The 20,539-nt window shown below is 68.4% G+C and carries 9 protein-coding genes; 4 read left to right on the top strand and 5 right to left on the bottom strand.

Annotated elements, in window-relative coordinates; translation table 11 throughout:
- The first annotated feature begins 69 nt into the window (after positions 1–69).
- The 4 genes from QMX79_RS10455 (at position 70) to rpoH (ending at position 15,877) form a co-directional block, all read left to right on the top strand.
- Positions 70–7,341: an Ig-like domain-containing protein gene (locus tag QMX79_RS10455; protein WP_282246696.1), complete on the top strand. Its 7,272-nt coding sequence runs from the start codon at positions 70–72 to the stop codon at positions 7,339–7,341.
- Complete coding sequence (locus QMX79_RS10450; protein WP_282246695.1) at positions 7,305–11,069, top strand: Ig-like domain-containing protein; 3,765 nt, start codon at positions 7,305–7,307, stop codon at positions 11,067–11,069. The genes QMX79_RS10455 and QMX79_RS10450 overlap by 37 nt, the downstream gene beginning before the upstream one ends.
- A gap of 10 nt (positions 11,070–11,079) precedes the next feature.
- Complete coding sequence (locus QMX79_RS10445) at positions 11,080–14,694, top strand: hypothetical protein (RefSeq protein WP_282246694.1); 3,615 nt, start codon at positions 11,080–11,082, stop codon at positions 14,692–14,694.
- A 307-nt stretch (positions 14,695–15,001) separates the two neighbouring features.
- Positions 15,002–15,877 carry an RNA polymerase sigma factor RpoH gene (rpoH, locus tag QMX79_RS10440; protein WP_068854233.1) on the top strand — a complete coding sequence of 292 codons (876 nt, stop codon included), beginning with the start codon at positions 15,002–15,004 and terminating at the stop codon, positions 15,875–15,877.
- A gap of 128 nt (positions 15,878–16,005) precedes the next feature.
- Here rpoH and purD read toward each other — a convergent pair whose 3' ends face one another.
- The 5 genes from purD to QMX79_RS10415 all read right to left on the bottom strand — a co-directional run.
- Positions 16,006–17,292 (bottom strand): phosphoribosylamine--glycine ligase, encoded by a 1,287-nt coding sequence (gene purD / locus QMX79_RS10435; protein ID WP_282246693.1) that lies wholly within the window; start codon positions 17,290–17,292, stop codon positions 16,006–16,008.
- Between the two features lie 63 nt (positions 17,293–17,355).
- Entirely contained in the window at positions 17,356–18,939 is a 1,584-nt protein-coding gene (gene purH / locus QMX79_RS10430) for a bifunctional phosphoribosylaminoimidazolecarboxamide formyltransferase/IMP cyclohydrolase (protein ID WP_282246692.1), read from the bottom strand.
- A 64-nt stretch (positions 18,940–19,003) separates the two neighbouring features.
- On the bottom strand, positions 19,004–19,279 hold the full coding sequence (gene fis, locus QMX79_RS10425) for a DNA-binding transcriptional regulator Fis (protein ID WP_068854228.1): 276 nt from the start codon (positions 19,277–19,279) through the stop codon (positions 19,004–19,006).
- Positions 19,280–19,391: 112 nt separating this feature from the next.
- Complete coding sequence (locus QMX79_RS10420; protein ID WP_282246691.1) at positions 19,392–20,132, bottom strand: DUF3426 domain-containing protein; 741 nt, start codon at positions 20,130–20,132, stop codon at positions 19,392–19,394.
- Positions 20,133–20,140: 8 nt separating this feature from the next.
- Positions 20,141–20,539: 50S ribosomal protein L11 methyltransferase (locus QMX79_RS10415; protein WP_282246690.1), on the bottom strand; the 399-nt coding region annotated here is incomplete at its 5' end.

Raw genomic sequence — 20,539 nt, 5'->3', positions numbered from 1 at the left:
CTTCGGCAGCAACGACGCAACACGCAGCGCGCGGGCAGGTCCCTGCGCGGTGCTTTCGAGGATCACTGCATGCCGACCGCCAGCGCCCGCCGCTTCCTTTCCCAGCCCACCGCCAGCCGCCTGCGCGCCCGCGCGCTGCCCTTGGCCGGTGTACTGCTGATGGCCCTGGCCACCGCCGGCGTGCACGCGCAGGCGTACCGCAACCCGCTGGTCAACACCGCCACGGTCGCCGCCCCGGCCGACATCTCCGATCCCACCCCCGGCAACAACAGCAGCAGCGACAGCAATACCCTGGCGGCTACGGCGCAGTTGAGCGTGGTCAAGACCATCACCTCGGCCGTGCCGGTCCCCGTAGGTGGCGCGGTGCAGTACCGCATCGAAGTGCGCAACGCGGGACCGTCGCAGGCCGTGGGTGCAACGCTGACTGATTCGGTGCCGACCCAGCTCACCGGCGTTACCTGGACCTGCGCGCCGGTATCGGCCGCAACCTCCTGTTCCGCCGCGTCGGGCACCGACAGCGTCAATGTCGGGGTCAATGTCGGCGTGGGCGAAGTGCTGGTGGTGCTGGTCAGTGGTACCGCGCCCACCGTCACCCCGGCCACGATCTCGGCCAACAGCGCCACCATCACGCCGCCGCCGGGCACCACTGATCCCACGCCGGGCGACAACACCTCCACCACGCCCACGATCACCGTGCAGGCGGCGGCGATCATTGCCAACAACGACAACTACACCGCCACGCCGATTGCGCCGGGCGCCGGTGGCACAACGCCGCGTGTGTTCGCCAACGACACCCTCAACGGCGCGGCCTTCGCCGACGCCGCCGTGGTGGCCACGCTCACCACCGCGCCGGCCGGCTATGCCATCAACGCCAACGGCACCATCAGCGTGCCGGCCACCGCTGCGGCGGGTCCGGTCACGCTGACGTACCAGATCTGCGAAGCGGCGTCCCCCAGCAACTGTTCCAGCGCCAGCGTACAGCTGGTGGTCAGCCCCAATGCCGTCGATGACAGCTACGCCGTGCAGGCCGGCGCGCAGCGGGTCGGCAACGTGCGCGACAACGACAACTACGTGGTCGATTCCACGTTCACCCAGACCGCCGCACCGACACAGGGCACCCTGCAGCTTCTGACGGACGGCAACTTCACCTATACGGCCAATGCCGGTGCCACCGGCACCGATACCTTCAGCTACCAGCTGTGCCTGCCCGCGCCCAACGGCGCCGTGTGCGACACCGCCACGGTCACGATCAACCTCACCGCGAACGTGATCGACGCGGTCAACGACGACTTCAGCGCGGCGTCCATTCCGGCCGTGGCGGGCGGCACTACGGCCAGCGTGCTCACCAATGACACGTTCAATGGCGCGGCGGTTGTGCCGGCCAACCTGATCACCACCCTGATCACTGCGCCCGCCGGCTACACGATCAACGCCGCCGGCGCGATCAGCGTGCCGGCCAATGCCGTGGCCGGTCCGGTCAGCCTGGCCTACCGCATCTGCGTCACCGCCGCGCCCACGTTGTGCGATACCGCCACGGTGCAGGTGGTGGTGGGCCCGAACGCGCTGGACGATGCCATCACCACGCCCGGCGCCGGGCAGCCGGTGTCGGGCAGTGTGGCCGGCAATGACAACACCCCGGCCGGCTCCGCCTTCACCCCGGCCGGTGCGGCCGCCACCCAGGGCACGGTCATCCTCAACGGCGATGGCGCGTTCACCTACACGCCCAATGCCGGTGCCAGCGGCACCGATACGTTCGGCTACCAGGTCTGCCTGCCGGCGCCGAATGGCGCAGTCTGCGATAGCGCGGTCGTCACCGTCACCCTGGGTGCCAACGCGCTGTTGGCCAACGACGATCTGTTCCCGACCCCGGTGTCGGCCCTTACCGGTGGCAGCACGCCGAGCGTGCTCGGCAACGACACCCTCAATGGCGTCGTGGTTACCCCAGGTACCGTCACCGCCACCCTGCAGGGCGCCGTGACCGGTTTCAGCCTGGATGCGGTCTCCGGTGTGATCACCGTAGCGGCCGGTGTTCCGGCCGGCGCCACCGCGCTGAGCTACCAGCTGTGCGAGAACGCGGTGCCGGCCAATTGCAGCACCGCCAACGTGCAGGTGCTGGTGAGCCCGGCCGCGCAGCCCGACAGTTACCCCGTGCAGTCGGGCCAGGCGGCTACCGGCAACGTAGGCACCAATGACGCGCCGCCGGTCGGCGCGGTGTTCACCGCGCTGAGCCAGCCGACGCTGGGCACGCTGGTCTTCAACACCGATGGCAGCTTCACCTACACCTCGGCACCGGGCAGCACCGGCAGCGACACGATCACCTACCAGGTGTGCCTGCCGGCGCCGAACAGCGGGGTGTGTGCGACCACCACGGCGGCCTTCGTCATCGCCGCCAACACCGTGGATGCAGTGGATGATCCGTTCACCTCGCCAGCGATCTCGCCGGTGACCGGCGGCAGCACGCCGTCGGTACTGGGCAATGATCTGTACAACGGCGCGCCGGCGGCCGCTGCGCAGGTCACCCTGAGCCTGACCGGCACGGCACCGCCGGGCTACACCATCACCAGCGCCGGGGTGATCAACGTCCCGGCCGGTGCCGCCGCCGGTGCGGTGAGCATCACCTACGAGCTGTGCGAAGCCGGCACCACCAGCAACTGCGACACCGCCGCGGTCGCGCTGCTGATCGCACCTGCGGCCGCCGACGACACCTACACCACCTCGGCCGGCCAGCCGCTGGTGGGCGATGTCAGCATCAACGACAACGCGCCGGCCGGGTCCACCTACAGCGTGTTCACGCCGCCGGCCGCGGGCACCTTCACCCTGCAGGCCAACGGCAGCTTCAGCTACACGCCCGCCGGCGCTGGCCCGCAGACCCTGCAGTACCAGGTCTGCCTGCCGGCACCGGATGCCGGCACCTGCGCTACCGGCACGGTGAACATCACCGTCATTGCCAACACGCTGGATGCGGTGGACGACAACTTCCGCGCGCCGGTGTTTGCCCCGGGTGCCGGCGGCACCACGCCAAGCGTGCTCGGCAACGACACCTTCAACGGCGCCGCAGCGAACCCGCTGCAGGTCACCGTGAACCTGGTGGGCGCACCGGCCGGTTTCAGCATGGATGCGGCCGGCATCATCACCGTGTCCGGGTTCGCCCCGGCCGGCGCCACCACGCTCACCTACGAGCTGTGCGAACTGGGCTCGACCAGCAACTGCGACACCGCCGCAGCACAGGTGCTGATCGCACCGGATGCGCAGGACGACGCCGCATCGGTCACCGGCACCCAGCCGGGCAGCTTCAACCTGGCCGCCAACGACAACGTGCCGGCCGGTGCGACCTTCACCGTCACCGTTGCCCCGACCAAGGGCACCGCCGTGCTGGCGGCCGACGGCACCCTGCAGTACACCGCCACGGCGGGCCAGAGCGGGGCCGACACACTCACCTACCAGGTGTGCCTGCCCGCGCCGGATGGCACCACCTGCGATACCGCGCAGGTGGCGATCAACATCGCCGCCGCCGCGCTGGTGGCAGTGAACGACGATTACAGCGCCAGCCCGATTCCGCCCAGTGGCGGCAGCACGCCCAGCGTGCTGCTCAATGACACGTTCAACGGCGCGGCCATCGTGCCCGGCACCACCCCGGTGACTGCATCGCTGACCACCCTGGTATCGGGCTACAGCATGGCCGCCAACGGCGTGATCGCGGTCGCCGCCGGTACGCTGCCGGGGTCCGTGGCGCTGAACTACCAGGTCTGCGAAACCGCGCTGCCCAGTAACTGCGCCACGGCGACCGCCGTGGTGGTGATGAGCCCGGATGCCGTCAATGACACGCTGCCGGCCACTGCTGGCGCCACCACCGTGCTCAACGTGCTGGCCAATGACGTGGCCCCGCTTGCGCCGGTGGTCAGCGTGACCGTGCAACCGCTCGGCGGCACCGCTGTGGTCAATGGCGATGGCTCCCTGAGCTACACGCCCACCGGTCCGTTCGTCGGCCCGGATACGCTCACCTACCAGCTGTGCCTGCCCGCGCCACACGGCGCCGTGTGCGATACCGCCACGGTGGCGCTCAACGTGACCGCCACCACGCTCGCCGCAGCCAACGACAACTTCACCGGCACGCCCATCGCACCGGCGACCGGCGGCAGCACCGCCAGCGTGCTGCTCAATGACACCTTCAACGGCAGCCCCATCGTGCCCGGTACCACCCCGGTGGTTGCGACGCTGCTCAGCCCCGTGACCGGGTACACGATGGCCGCCGACGGCGTGGTCAGCGTGGCGCCGGGCACCACGCCTGCTGCGGTCACGTTGAGCTACCAGGTGTGCGAGACCGCATTGCCGACCAACTGCGCGGCCGCCACTGCGGTGGTGGCGGTCAGCCCGGATGCGGCCGACGACAACCTGCCGGCCACCGCCGGCACCACCACCGTACTCAACGTGCTGGCCAATGACGCCGCGCCGCTCAACCCGCTGGTGACGATTCCGGGTGCCCCGACCAACGGCACCGCCGTGGCCAACGGCGACGGCAGCATCAGCTACACGCCGACGGGCGCCTTCGTCGGTACGGACAGCTTCACCTACCAGGTGTGCCTGCCCGCACCAGGCGGCACTGTCTGCGATACCGCCACCGTCAGCGTCACCGTCAGTGCGACCACGCTCATCGCCGTGGCCGATGACTTCACGGCAACGCCGATCGCGCCGGCCACCGGCGGCAGCACCACCAGCGTGCTGCTCAACGACACCTTCAGCGGCGCGCCGATCATTCCGGGTACCACCGCCGTCACCGCCTCGCTGTCTTCCCCGGTCACCGGCTACAGCATGGCCGCCAATGGCGTGATCACCGTGGCGCCGGGTACGACGCCGGCTGCGGTCACGCTGAACTACCAGGTGTGTGAAAACGCCGTGCCCACCAACTGTGCTGGCGCCACTGCCCTGGTAGCAGTCAGTCCGGAGGCGGTGGATGACGCGTTGCCGGCCACCGCCGGCACCACCACCGTGCTCAACGTGCTGGCCAACGACACCGCGCCGCTTGCCCCGGCCGTCACCGTCCCGGCCGCGCCGGCCAACGGTGCGGCGCTGGTCAACGGCGACGGCACCATCAGCTACACGCCCAACGCCGGCTTCACCGGCGCCGACAGCTTCACCTACCAGGTATGCCTGCCGGCACCGGCCGCGGGTGTCTGCGATACCGCGACCGTGGCCGTCACCGTCGGTGTGACCACCCTCACCGCCGCGCCCGATGATTTCACCACCACGCCGATCGCACCTGCCGCTGGCGGCAGCACCGCCAGCGTGCTGCTCAACGACACCTTCAATGGGGTGGCGATCGTGCCCGGCACCACGCCGGTGACCGCCACGCTGCTGACCGTGGAACCCGGCTACAGCATGGCCGCCAACGGGGTGATCAGCGTGGCACCGGGCACCACGCCCGCTGCGGTCACGCTGAACTACCAGGTCTGCGAAACCGCCGTCCCGACCAATTGCGCGGCCGCTGCCGCCGTGGTCGCGGTGAGTCCGGTCGCGGTGGACGACGCCCTGCCGGCGGCTGCAGGCGTTGCCACGGTGCTCAACGTCACCGCCAACGACACGTTGCCGGCAAATCCGACCATCACCGTATCGGTTGCACCGACCAACGGCACCGCCGCGGTCAATGGCGACGGCACCATCACGTACACGCCGACTGCCGGTTTCACCGGCGCGGACAGCTTCACCTACCAGGTGTGCCTGCCGGCGCCGGGCGCCGCCGTGTGCGATACCGCATCGGTTGCGGTCACCGTCAGCGTCACCGGCCTGGTGGCAGTGAACGACGACTTCACTGCCACGCCCATCGCTCCGGCGGCCGGTGGCAGCACTGCCAGCGTGCTGCTCAACGACACGTTCAACGGCGCGCCCATCGTGCCCGGCACCACCGCGGTGACCGCCTCGCTGCTCACCCCCGCCACCGGCTACACCATGGCTGCCAACGGTGTTGTCACCGTGGCCCCGGGCACCACGCCGGCAGCGGTCACGCTGAACTACCAGGTGTGCGAGAACGCGGTCCCCACCAACTGCGCCAGCGCCGCCGTCGTGGTGGCGGTGAGCCCGGACGCGGTGGCCGATACGCTGCCCGCCGCCGCCGGCACCACCACCGTGCTCAACGTGCTGGCCAACGATGCCGCACCGCTGAACCCGGTGGTCACGATCCCGACCCCGCCGACCAGCGGCACCGCCGTGGTCAACGGCGACGGCAGTATCAGCTACACGCCCACCGGGCCGTTCACCGGTACCGACACGTTCACCTACCAGCTGTGCCTGCCCGCGCCGGGCGCAACGGTCTGCGATACCGCTACCGTCAGCATCACGGTGAGTGCCACCACGCTTACCGCCGTAGCCGATGACTTCACCGCCACGCCCATCGCACCGGCGGCCGGTGGCAGCACCGCCAGTGTGCTGCTCAACGACACCTTCAACGGCGCGCCGATCGTGCCGGGCACCACCCCGGTGACTGCCTCGCTGCTCACCAGCGTGGCCGGCTACACCATGGCTGCCAATGGCGTGGTCAGCGTAGCCCCGGGCACGACCCCTGCAGCAGTCACGCTGAATTACCAGGTGTGCGAGAACGCGGTGCCGACCAACTGCGCCGGCGCGTCCGTGGTGGTGGCCGTGAGCCCGGATGCCGTGGCCGATGCGCTGCCCGCCACCGCTGGTACCACCACCGTGCTCAACGTGCTGGCCAATGACGCCGCACCGCTCAACCCGGTGGTGACGATCCCGAGCCCGCCAACCAGCGGCACCGCCGTGGTCAACGGCGACGGCACCATCAGCTACACGCCCACCGCTGGTTTCACCGGCACCGACAGCTTCACCTACCAGTTGTGCCTGCCCGCGCCGGGTGCAACGGTCTGCGATACCGCTACCGTCAGCATCACGGTGAGTGCCACCACGCTCAGCGCCGTGGCCGATGACTTCACCGCCACGCCCATCGCACCGGCCGCCGGTGGCAGCACTGCCAGCGTGCTGCTCAACGACACCTTCAACGGCGCGCCGATCGTGCCCGGTACCACCCAGGTCACCGCCTCGCTGGTCACCCCGGTGACCGGCTACAGCATGGCGCCCAACGGCGTGGTCACGGTTGCGCCCGGCACCACGCCGGCCGCCGTCACGCTCAGCTACCAGGTGTGCGAAATCGCCGTGCCCACCAACTGCGCGCAATCCACCGCCGTAGTGGCGGTCAGCCCGGTGGTGGTGGATGACACCCTCAACGCCGCCGCCGGCACCACCACGGTGCTCAACGTCACCGTCAACGACACGCTGCCGACCTCCCCACCATCACCGTGTCGGTTGCACCGGCCAATGGCACCGCGACGGTGAACGGCGATGGCACCATCAGCTACACGCCCAACGCCGGTTTCACCGGTCCGGACACCTTCACCTACCAGGCCTGCCTGCCGGCGCCTGCTGCCGGGGTCTGCGACACCGCCACTGTCGCGCTTACCGTGGCCGCCACCTCGGTGACGGTGGTGAATGATGACTTCACCGGCACCCCGATCGCGCCGGCCACCGGTGGCAGCACCGCCAGCGTGCTGCTCAACGACACGTTCAATGGCGCGCCGATCGTGCCCGGCACCACGCCGGTGACCGCGTCGCTGGTCAGCCCCGTCGCCGGCTACAGCATGGCAACCAACGGCGTGGTCAGCGTCGCCGCAGGCACCACCCCGGCGGCGGTGACGCTCAGCTACCAGGCGTGCGAGAACGCGGTGCCCACCAACTGCGCGCAGGGCACCGCCGTGGTTGCGGTCAGCCCGGTCGCGGCCGATGACACCCTGTCGGCCACGGCGGGCACCACCACTGTGCTCAACGTCACCGCCAATGACACGCTGCCGACCAACCCCACCATCACCGTGTCGGTGGCACCGGCCAACGGCACCGTCGTGGTCAATGGCGATGGCACCATCAGCTACACCCCGACCGGACCCTTCACCGGCGCGGACAGCTTCACCTACCAGGTGTGCCTGCCGGTCCCCGGCGCGGGGGTGTGCGACACCGCCACCGTCAGCCTGACAGTGACCGCAAGCGCGCTGGTTGCGGTGGGCGATGACTTCAGCGGGGTGCCGGTCGCGCCGACCGGGGGCAGCACCGCCAGCGTGCTGCTCAACGACACCTTCAACGGTGCGCCGATCGTGCCGGGCACCACGCCGGTGACCGCGTCGCTGGTCAGCGCGGTGCCGGGCTACAGCATGGCCGCCAACGGGGTGGTCACGGTTGCGCCGGGCACCACGCCTGCCGCCACCACGCTCACCTACCAGGTGTGCGAGAACGCGCAGCCCACCAACTGCGCGCAGGCCACGGCGCTGGTAGCGGTGCGTCCCAACGCGGCCGATGACACCCTGCCCGCTGGCAGTGGTACCACCGTGCTCAACGTGGCGGCCAACGACACCTTGCCGCTGGGTCCGGTGTTCACCGTGTCGGTGCCGCCCACCAATGGCACCGCCGTGGTCAACGGCGACAACACCATCAGCTACACGCCCACTGCCGGCTTCACCGGTACCGACAGCTTCACCTACCAGGTGTGCCTGCCCGCGCCGAACCTCAACGTGTGCGACACCGCCACGGTCAGCGTGACGGTCACGGCGGCGCTGCTCGATGCCGTGGACGACACCGCCACCAACGTGCCGGCCACCGGCGCGCTGGGCCTGCTCAACGTGTTCGCCAACGACACCTTCAATGGCGCCGCGCTCGATCCGGCCACGGTGGTGCTGACCCCGAACAACACCACGGCGCTGACCATCCAGCCCAACGGCAGTCTGGACGTGGCAGCAGGTACGCCCGGCGTCACCTACACCACCACTTACCGCATCTGCCTGGTGGCACAGCCGACCGTGTGCGACATCGGCACGGTGTCGGTCACCCTGGCCGCCACGCCCGGCCTGCTGGACGCGGTGGATGACACGGTGGCCAACGTACCGGCCGCCGGTGCCACCGGTGTGGCCAACGTGCTGGCCAACGACACCTACAACAGCGCCGCGCTTGATCCGGCCACGGTGGTGTTGATCCCGGTCAACACCGCCGCGCTGACCATCCAGCCCAATGGCAGTGTGGATGTGGCAGCCGGCACCCCCGGCAGCACCTACACCACCACCTACCAGATCTGCCTGGTGGCGCAGCCGTCGGTGTGCGATGTCGGCACGGTCTCGGTCACACTCGCCAACCCCGCCGTGCTGGTGGCAGCCGATGACAGCGTGGTGGATGTGCCGGCGACCGGCGCCAGCGCCGTGATCAACGTGCTGACCAACGACAGCTTGAACGGCGCGCCGCTGGATCCGGCGACCGTCGTGCTGACCCCGGTCAATACCGCCGCGCTGACCATCCAGCCCAACGGCAGCGTGAACGTGGCGGCCGGCACGCCCGGTACCACCTACACCACCACCTACCAGATCTGCCTGGTGGCGCAGCCCACCGTCTGCGCGGCCGGCACGGTGTCGGTCACGCTGGCGGCCGCGCCACTGGCGGCACCGGTAGCCAACCCCGACCAGGCCACGACGCCGCAGGACGGCCAGATCGACGTGCCGGTGCTGGCCAACGACCTGGTCAACGGTGCGCCGCTGGATCCGCAGACAGTGGCCGTGACCATCACCACTGCACCTGCGTCGGGCACCGCCCTGGTCCTGGCCGGAGGCATCGTGCGCTACACCCCGGCGCCCAACTACAGCGGCCCGGACACCTTCACCTACACAGTTTGCAACCAGGCTTCGCCGCCGGACTGCAGCAGCGCCACCGTCACCGTGCAGGTGGAGCTTAACGACGTGGACGTGGTGGACGAGAACATCACCGTGCTCAGCGGCACCACCACCACGGTGCCGCTGCTGGACAACCTCACCACCAGCGGCGCGCGCATCAATGCAGCCTCCATGCGCCTGGCACGTGCCGCAGTCAACGGCCGCGCAACCTGCGCCAACGGCGATTGCATCTACACCGCCTTCGTCGGCTACAGCGGCCTGGACAATTTCAGCTACACCATCTGCGACAACTCCGTGCCCACCCCGGTGTGCGTGGAAGGTCGGGTCAACGTGGTGGTCACCGCCGATCCGGTGGCGCTGCGCCTGACCAAGCAGGCCACCCAGCGCAGCGTGCAGGTGGGCGACGTGGTGCGCTACGTGGTCACCGTGGAGAACATGGGCGACTTCGACGCGCTGGGCGTGACCCTGCTCGATACCCTGCCGAGTGGCTTCACCTTCATCCCGGGTGGCTTCGAGGCCCACGATGCCGACAACGCCGCACGTGCCAGCGGCGTGGCGCCGCTGCAGATCGATGGCCTGGATATCCCGGCAGGTGGCTCGGCGACGCTCGTGTACTACCTGCGTGTGGGGGCGGGTGTCGGACTGGGTGTGCACACCAACCGCATCACCGCAGCAGACGTGCTGGGCACCACCATCAGCAACGTGGCCTCGGCCGACGTGGAGGTGATCGGTGATCCGCTGCTGGATGAGAGCCTGGTGATCGGCAGCGTGTTCGACGACCACAACGGCAACGGCGTGCAGGATGCCGGCGAGCGCGGCATCCCCGGCGTGCGCGTGGTGTCGGTGGAAGGCCTGGTGATCGAAACCGACGCCTACGGCCGCTACCACCTGGTTGGCATCAACGGCGGCCAGGCGCGCGGGCGCAACTTCATCCTCAAGGTCGACCCGAGCACCCTGCCGGCCGAGGCACGCTTCACCACCCGCAACCCGCTCGTGCGGCGGATCACCCCGGGGCTGCCGGTGCGCTTCGACTTCGGTGTCGCCTTGCCACAGGGGCGCATGGAGGCGGGACCACCGCAATCGGTGCTGGAGGTGGGCGAGGGGCTGTTCGTACCCGGCCAGGCCACGCTCGGCCAGGCGGCTGAAGCGGTGCTGGCGCATGCCGCCCGCACGCTGCAGGCGCAGGGCGGTGGGCAGCTCAACGTGGCCGTGGGGCAGGCCACGCCCGAACTGGCCGCACAGCGTGCCGATGCGTTGCGGCAGGCATTGCTGCCACGCCTTCCGGCCGACGTTGCCGCCCGTGTGCAGGTCCAGGTGCAGCCCACTGCGCCGGCCCGCCCCGCCACCCGTGCGGATCGCTGAGGAGATGCCCATGATCAACAAGACCTCACTCAGCCCCCTGGTGCTCCTGCTGGTGCTGTGGCTGCCGACCAGCCACGCGCAGGCTCCGCAACCCGTGCCGGAGGTGCCCACCACGCTGTGCGGCGTGGATGGCTGCCGCCAGGGCAACGACCTGCTGCTGCAGGTGCACCCGGCGGCGGATGCGCCGTCCGATCCGACGGCGCCCGGCGCGTTCGTGCCGGCGCCCAATGGCGCCTCGGCCACCGAGCTGCCTGACGGCGCGGTGGTGTGGGCCACCGAAGACCCGGCACTGTCGGCGCCGGTGCTCAACGTGCAGACCGGTTCGATGGCCCCGTTCGAGAACGGACGCCTGACCAAGCCGCTGCGCTTCCATGGCTACAACAACTACGCCTCGTTCATCGAACGGCTGGAGGTGGTGATCTATCGCGGCAGCGACACCGACCTGGTCACACCGCTCGCGCGCATCGAGATGCCGGTCGACTACGTGGGCAACACCGAATGGGACGGCCAGCTGCCGGAAAACCTGAACCTGCGCGTCGGCGATGACCTGCAGTACATCGCCCGCGCCTATGGCCGCGACGGTTCGTTCGATGAAACCAATGCCCAGCGCTTCCAGCTGGTACTGCCCACCGATTACGAGCGTGGCACCCAGCTGGTCCGAGACAACGTGCAGCGCACCCTGGGCCGGGTACTGGAGGGTGACGATGCGCAGGCCCAGCAGCTCAGCAATGCCATCTATGGCCAGAACGCGCTGCGCCAGCAGAACATCCCGATCTACGGCTCGCGGGTGCGTATCTACGGGCGTGGACTGAGCCCGAATGCACGGGTGCTGATCAACGGCCAGAGCTTCCCGGTGGACCTGGAGCAGAAGTTCGCCGCCGAGTTCCTGGAACCGATCGGCCAGCACCGCTACACCGTGCAGGTGGAGGCAATGGATGCGCCGACCCTGACCCGCACGCTGGAAGTGGAGGTCACCGGCAGCTACCGGTTCCTGGTGGCACTGGCTGACGTGACGTTGTCGCGCAACACCGCCAGCGGCAACCTCGACCCGCTGGCCGCCGACCGCGACCAGGACGACAGCTTCCTCAGCGAAGGCCGGCTGGCGTTCTACCTGAAGAGCAAGCTGCGCGGCAAATACCTGGTCACCGCGCAGGCCGACACCTACGACCGCGAACTGAAGCGGCTGTTCGACGGCTTCCTGGATGCCGATGCGCGCGATGTGTTCCGCCGGCTGGACCCGGACCAGTACTACCCGGTGTATGGCGACGACTCCACCACCTATCGCGACGTCGATACGCAGGGCAAGTTGTACGTACGCGTGGACTGGGACCAGAACCAGGCGCTGTGGGGCAACTTCGCCACCGGCTTCACCGGTACCGAGTACGGCCAGTACGTGCGGTCGTTGTACGGCGCGGCGGTGAGCTGGCGCTCGCGCGCGACCACACCGCTGGGCGATCCGCGTTCGCTGTTGAAGGCGTTCGGTTCCGAAGCGCAGTCCGCGCTGGGGCACAGCGAATTCCTCGGCACCGGCGGCAGCCTGTACTACCTGCGCCACACCGACCTGCTGCCCGGCTCGGAGCAGGTGGTGCTGGAAGTGCGCGACCGCACCACCGGCCGCACCGAGGTGCGCACCAACCTGCAGCGCGGCGTGGATTACGAGATCAACGAAATCCAGGGCCGCCTGTTCCTGACCCGCGCGCTGTCGCAGATCACCCGTGAGAACGTGCGCACGCTGACCCGCGACACCCCGCTGGACGGCTACGACCAGCTGCTGCTGGTGGACTACGAGTACATCCCGGTGGGCTTCAGCACCGACGATGTCAGTGCCGGCCTGCGCGGCAAGCAGTGGCTGGGCGACCATGTGGCGATCGGCGGTACCTACGTCGATGAAAACCGCAGTGGCGACGACTACAGCCTGATGGGCGCCGACCTCACCCTGCAGGCCGGGCGTGGCACGTACCTCAAGCTGGAGCAGACCCGTACCGAAGCCACCGCTGCGCCGATCTTCTATTCGGACAACGGCGGCCTGAGCTTCATCCAGCGCAATCCGGTCAGCGCCGACCGCAAGGGCGATGCCCGCGCGGTGGAAGCGCGCGCCAACCTGCGCGAGCTGGGCTGGACCAAGCAGGACTGGAGCATGGGCGCATGGTGGCGCGACGTGGATGCCGGTTTCTCGGTCTCGCGCATGGACAGCGGGCTGGCACTGGAAGAGTACGGCGCGGAGTTCCTGGGCTACTTCACCGACAACCTGAGCCTGTACGGCCGGCACAGCCGCGCAGAACGTGGTGAGGTTGCCGTGGAGCAGTCGCAGCTCACGATGGACTGGCGGCTGGGCAACGATGGCCAGCTCGGTGCCGAATTGCGCCGGGTACGCGAGGAGAACGGCGGTACCGATGTGGACGGCACGCTGGCGGCACTGAGCTACCGGCAGCGCTTCGGCGCCAAGTGGGAGCTGTACGGGGTAGGGCAGCTGACCGTGGATGACGACAGCGGCGCTTACGAGAAGAACGACCTGGCCACGCTGGGTGCACGCTACCTGTTCGGTAACCGCTCCAGCCTGGGCGCGGAAGTGAGCAGCGGCAGCCGCGGCGATGGGGCCAAGCTCGAGGGCGAATACTGGATGACGCCCGAGCACAGCTTCTACGGCAACTACAGCTACAGCACCGACCGCACCACCACCGACCCGCTGTACGACACCGGGCTGCAGTCGGGCTGGACGCTGGGCCAGCGCTGGCGCCTGAGCAACCAGGTCAACGTGTTCAACGAAAGCCAGTACCTGAAGGACCGCCGCGACGACAGCGCCGGGCTGGTGCACACCTTCGGCATGGACTTCTACCCGGCACAAGGCTGGACGCTGGGCTTCAGCGTGATGGATGGCGAGCTGGACGCCACCACCGGGCGGGTCGACCGCCGCGCGTACAGCGTCAACGGCGGCCGCACCGATGCCAACACGCAGTGGACCAGCAAGCTGGAATACCGCCGCGATGAAGGCGCCGAAGACCGCCGCCAGTGGGTGACCACCAACCGGCTGCTGTACAAGATCAACGAAGACTGGCGCATCGCGTTGCGCGCCAACTACGCCGACACCGACGACAGGCGCAACCCGCTGGCCGACGCCAAGCTGGTGGAATCCAATCTGGGCTTCGCCTGGCGCCCGCACGACAACACGCGCTGGGCGGCGTTCGGCAAGTACACCTATCTGTACGACGTGGCCTCGCTGGGCCAGGTGGGCGGCAACGTGTACGACCAGAAATCGCAGATCGTCTCGTTCGAGGGCGTGATGCAGGTCAGCGACCGCTGGGAGCTGGCCGGCAAGCTGGCCGGGCGCTGGGGCGATTACCGCACCGGGCGTGGTGAGGGCGAGTGGCTGGACAGCCGGGTCAACTTCTCGGCCCTGCAGCTGCGCTACCGGTTGTTCGCGCAGTGGGAAGCCATGGGCGAGTACCGCTGGCTGGATGTGCGCGAGGGCGGCGACAAGAAAGGCTGGCTGGTGGGCGTGGACCGCCAGGTGGGCCAGAACTTCAAGATCGGGGCGGGGTACAACTTCACCGAGTTCAGTGATGACCTGACCGAGCTGCGGTATGAGGCGAAGGGGTTCTTCTTGAACTTGTCTGGCTATTATTAAGCCCCGGAGCACCGCTTTTGGGCGGCCGTTCAGGCGTTCGGGGACGGCAGCGCTGAATGCATGGCAACGTTTTCATCCTGAATGGGTGTCTTTTGGTGGGATTGTCCTGCCCAAAACGACGTGGTGATGACGTTTTTGAGTGTATGTTATTGATTATCAAGCGAATAGGCTCAACACCCACCCACTCGCCACTGTCACCATTTCGCGGTACGTTAGGGGCCTGAACTTCGTCAGCGTTTCACCCACGGAACGCTGGAACTTTTTGAACCGTCAGCAGTCCAAATACGGGACTGATAAGATGACCCCTATGAGCCAGAACATGTCTACTGCCCTTGTGGCAAACAATCTTCCGATTCCCAGTGCGCTCGGTTCGCTGGACGCCTACATCGGCGCCGTGCACCAGATCCCGGTGCTGACGGTCGATGACGAGCAGGACCTGGCCCGCCGCTTCCGCGACGAGCAGGACCTGGACGCCGCGCGCGAGCTGGTCCATTCCCACCTGCGTTTCGTGGTGCACGTGGCCCGTGGTTACAACGGCTACGGCCTGCAGCTGGGCGACCTGATCCAGGAAGGCAACATCGGCCTGATGAAGGCGGTGAAGCGCTTCGATCCGGACATGGGCGTTCGCCTGGTGTCGTTCGCGGTGCACTGGATCCGTGCCGAAATGCACGAGTTCATCCTGAAGAACTGGCGCATCGTCAAGGTCGCCACGACCAAGGCGCAGCGCAAGCTGTTCTTCAACCTGCGCAAGTCCAAGACCCGCCTGGGCTGGTTGAACGCGGCGGAAGTCACCGCGGTCGCCAAGGACCTCAACGTGTCCGAACGCGAAGTGCTGGAAATGGAATCGCGCCTTTCGGGTCGCGACATCGGTTTCGATGCGCCAAGCGATGACGACAACGAGCATGCGCCGCCGTCGCCGGCTGCGTTCCTGGTCGCCAACGACGAAGATCCGTCGATGGCCTATGAGCGTGCCGACAGCGAAGACAACCAGCTCCAGCTGCTGCGCGAAGGCCTGGCCGAGCTTGACGCCCGCTCGCGCGACATCATCCGTCGCCGCTGGCTGGACGCCGACAGCAAGGTCACGCTGCAGGAACTGGCTGATGAGTACGGCGTGTCCGCCGAACGCATCCGCCAGGTCGAGGCGAACGCGCTGAAGAAGATGAAGGCGCTGTTCACCGCATAACGCGGCGTCCAATGCAGTACACAGAAAACCCGGCAGCGCCGGGTTTTTTGTTGGTTCGAAGGCGTACCCACCAACGGTGGGCACCTACCGGCCGGTAGCGCCCGACCGTTGGTCGGGCGATGCGGCGGTTATGCCCGCTCGCGCGCAATCGCGCGCCAGCCGATGTCGTTGCGGTGGAACTCGTGTTCCCACGACACCTTTGCCACGCCGGCATAGGCATTTGCCTGCGCGTCGCCCACGCTGTCGCCCAATGCGGCCACGCACAGCACGCGGCCGCCGGCGCTGAGCACGTGGCCGTGTGCATCCAGCGTGGTGCCGGCGTGGAACACCTTGGCCGTAGACGGCACCTGGTCGAGTCCGTGGATGACGTCACCGGTGATCGGCGCCTCCGGGTACGGCGAGGCCGCCATCACCACGCCCAGGGAAGGACGCGGATCCCACTGTGCCTGCACCGCGTCCAGGCGTGCATCGATCGCCGCTTCCACCAGCTCCACCAGGTCCGACTGCAGGCGCAGCATCACCGGCTGGGTTTCCGGATCGCCGAAGCGCACGTTGAACTCGATTACCTTCGGCGCGCCGCTGGCATCGATCATCAGCCCGGCATAGAGGAAGCCGGTGAACGGGATGCCGTCGGAGATCATGCCCTGCACGGTGGGATTCACCACCTCGCGCATCACCCGTGCATGCACTTCATCGGTGACCACCGGCGCCGGCGAGTAGGCGCCCATGCCGCCGGTGTTCGGGCCGGTATCGCCATCGCCCACGCGTTTGTGGTCCTGCGAGGTGGCCATCGGCAGTGCCGTGGTGCCATCGACCATCGAGATGAAGCTGGCTTCCTCGCCATCCAGGAACTCCTCGATCACCACGCGCGCGCCGGCATCGCCGAACGCATTGCCCGACAGCATGTCGCGCACCGCGTCCTCGGCTTCGGCCTGCGTCATCGCCACGATGACGCCCTTGCCCGCAGCCAGGCCATCGGCCTTGACCACGATCGGTGCGCCCTTCTCGCGGATGTAGGCCAGCGCCGCATCCACCTCGGTATGCACCGCGTAGAACGCGGTGGGAATGTTGTGGCGGGCCAGGAAGTCCTTGGCGTAGGCCTTGCTGCCCTCCAGCTGGGCGGCCGCAGCGGTGGGCCCGAAGATGCGGTGGCCAGCAGCGCGGAACCGGTCCACCACGCCAGCCACCAGCGGCACTTCCGGGCCGACCACGGTCAGCTCGACGCCTTCGGCCTGCACCAGCGCCAGCAGCCCGTCCAGGTCGGTGACCTTGACCGGCACGTTGCAGCAGCCGGCCTCGGTGGCGGTGCCCGCATTGCCCGGCGCAACCAGCACCTCGGTGACACGGGAGGACTGGGCCAGCTTCCAGGCCAGGGCATGTTCACGGCCGCCGGAGCCGATGACGAGGATCTTCAAGGCAGTTCTCGCAACAAAGGGGAAGAAAAAAGGGACCCGGCAAGAACCGGATCCCTGTGATGATCAATGGCGGAAGTGACGCACGCCGGTAAACACCATCGCCAGGCCGTGCTCGTCGGCCGCGGCAATCACTTCCGCGTCGCGCATCGAACCACCCGGCTGGATCACCGCCTTGATCCCGGCGGCCGCCGCAGCGTCGATGCCGTCGCGGAACGGGAAGAACGCGTCGGACGCCATCACCGAACCTTCGACCACCAGGTTCGCGTCGGCCGCCTTGATGCCGGCGATGCGGGCCGAGTACACGCGGCTCATCTGGCCGGCGCCGACACCGATGGTGCGGTTGTCCTTGGCGTAGACGATCGCGTTGGACTTCACGAACTTGGCCACGCTCCAGGCGAACAACAGGTCGGTGAACTGCTTCTCGGTCGGGGCCAGCTTGCTGACCACGGTCAGCTCGTCACGGCGCATGCCACGGTTGTCCGCGCTCTGCACCAGCAGGCCCGAACCAATGCGCTTGGTGTCGTAGTTGTTGCGGCCTTCGCCGTGCGGAATGCGCAGCACGCGCACGTTCGCTTTCTTCGTGGCGTACTCCAGCGCGGCCGGCTCGTAATCCGGGGCGATCAGCACTTCCACGAACTGGCGGTCCAGGATCACCTTGGCGGTCGCGGCGTCCAGCGGCTTGTTGAAGGCGATGATGCCGCCGAAGGCGCTGGTCGGGTCGGTGGCGTAGGCCAGTTCGTAGGCATCGCCGTTGCCGGCGCCCACGGCCACGCCGCACGGGTTGGCATGCTTGACGATCACGCAGGCCGACGCGTCGAACTGGCGCACGCATTCCCATGCGGCATCGGCATCGGCCAGGTTGTTGTAGCTCAGTTCCTTGCCCTGCAGCTGCTGGAACGTGGCCAGCGTGCCGGCCACCGGCGACAGGTCGCGGTAGAACGCGCCGGCCTGGTGCGGGTTTTCGCCGTAGCGCAGGTCCATGACCTTCACGAAGCTGGAATTCATCTGCGCCGGGAACTCGGTGCGCAGCGGCACGGCCGCATCGGTGGCGGTCACCGCCGACAGGTAGTTGCTGATCGCCGCGTCGTACTGCGCGACGCGGTTGAACGCGGTTACCGACAGTGCGAAGCGCTTGGCGGCCGACAGCTTGCCATCATTGGCATCCAGCTCGGCGAGCAACTCGGCGTATTGCGACGGATCGGTGGCCACCGCAACACGGGCGAAGTTCTTGGCCGCCGACCGCAGCATGGCCGGGCCGCCGATATCGATGTTTTCCACCGCATCGGCCAGCGTGCAGTCCGCATCGGCGGTGACGCGCTCGAACGGATACAGGTTCAGCACCAGCAGGTCGATCGCCGCGATGCCATGTTCGGCCATCACCGCCTCATCCTGGCCGGCGCGGCCGAGCAGGCCACCGTGCACCAGCGGGTGCAGGGTCTTGACCCGGCCATCCATCATTTCCGGGAAGCCGGTGACATCGGCCACGTCCTTGACCGGCAGGCCGGCGTCGCGGATTGCCTTGGCGGTACCACCAGTGGAGAGCAGCTCGACGTTGCGCGCAGCGAGGGCGCGGGCCAGGTCGATCAGGCCGGTCTTGTCGGAAACGGAAAGCAGGGCCCGGCGCACGGGCAGCAGATCGGAACTCATGGGGGCAGGAGATCGAAGCGGAGCGGGCCCATATTGTAGGCCGTCCCGCACCCCCACCGGGGCATCAGGTGGCGATGCCGTACTCTTTCAGCTTCTTGCGCAGGGTGGCGCGGTGGATGCCCAGCATCGACGCCGCACGGCTCTGGTTGCCTTCGCAGTGGTTGAGGACTTCCACGAACAGCGGGATTTCCATTTCACGCAGGACGATCTCGTACACGTCATCCGCATCGCAGCCGTCCAGGTCGCGCAGGTAACGCCGGACCGACTGGGCCACGTGTTCGCGCAGCGGCGGCTTCGGCGCGCCACGACTATTGTCAGGACGAGAAAGGACAGCGTTCAAGAAGGATCCCGGTGCGAAGCCAGGGCGGACCACAACCCTGGCGGAATATTTGGAGGGGGCCAGTCTAGCGCGTGCGTGGCCGGGCCGCCACGCTCGTTGGCAGGACGCCGGGTTACAGGAACTCGAAGGTGAATGCGACAGTGGACGCCGCCGGTTCGCGGACCCGGAACGCAATCTGCGCGCTCTGGCCCGGTTCCAGTACGGAAGCGGCATCGGCCGTAGGGTCCAGGTAGTCGCGCGGCGCGAACACGCGGGTACCGATCACGCGGCCATCGGCGTCGGACAGCGACAGCCGCAGCGATGGCCACGCCTGTGCCCAGCGGGCATCGTTGCGGAAGCTGGCCTGCACCTGCAGCGCACCCGGCTGACCCGGCACCGGCCGCACATCGCGGCTGATCATGCTGAAGGCGGTCGGTTCCTGCCAGGCCGGCAGGCTGCAGCGCAGCACACTGCACAGCCCCGCTATCCACGGCCGGCTGCCGGCATCGGCGGCCAGGCGCGCGCGGTCGGCAACGGCGATCTGCAGCGACAGCAGCACGACCAGGCCGCCCACCAGCGCCCACTGCCAACGCGGCGTGGGCGGCGCGCGTTCGGGTGCCCGCATGAAACTGGGCGCGGGCGTGGCAGCAACATTGGGCTCCATGGCCTCGACCACTGCGACCGGAGCGGGGTCGATGTCCGCTTCGGTCTGCTCGATGTCCTCCACGAACGCCTCGGCAACAACGGGATTGTCCTCGTTGTTGTCCACCTCGCTGTCCGGGGCGACCTCGTCGACCGCCTCGGGCGTGGGCTCGGTGGACGCACGCAGGAACGTGGCCAGGGGACGTCGCGGTGGCGGGGTCGGCTCGGTCATCGCGTCATTCAAGCACGGCGCACGCCGGTGATGCGCATCCAGTCGTCGTCGCGTGCGACTTCAAGCTGTTCGAACCAGGCCGCGTAACGCACCAGCAGTTCGTCTTCCTGGCCGTGCAGGATGCCTGACAGCGCAATGCGGCCGCCCGGCGCCACGCGCGTGGCCAGCACATCGGCCAGCGCATCCAGCGCCGAGGCCAGGATGTTGGCCACCACCACCGGGTAGGTGGCCTGCGGTTCGTCGGCCGGCAGGTACACCTGCATGCGGTCCTGCAGCGCATTGCGCTCGGCGTTGTCGCCCGTGGCGAGTACCGCCTGCGGGTCGTTGTCCACGCCCACGGCCTTGGCCGCGCCAAGCTTGAGCGCGGCCAGCGCCAGGATGCCCGAGCCACAGCCGAAATCCAGCAC

The sequence above is a fragment of the Stenotrophomonas sp. PS02300 genome (genome assembly GCF_029959395.1).
Lineage (GTDB): Bacteria > Pseudomonadota > Gammaproteobacteria > Xanthomonadales > Xanthomonadaceae > Stenotrophomonas > Stenotrophomonas maltophilia_AD.
This window is presented reverse-complemented; position numbering and strand designations above follow the sequence as displayed.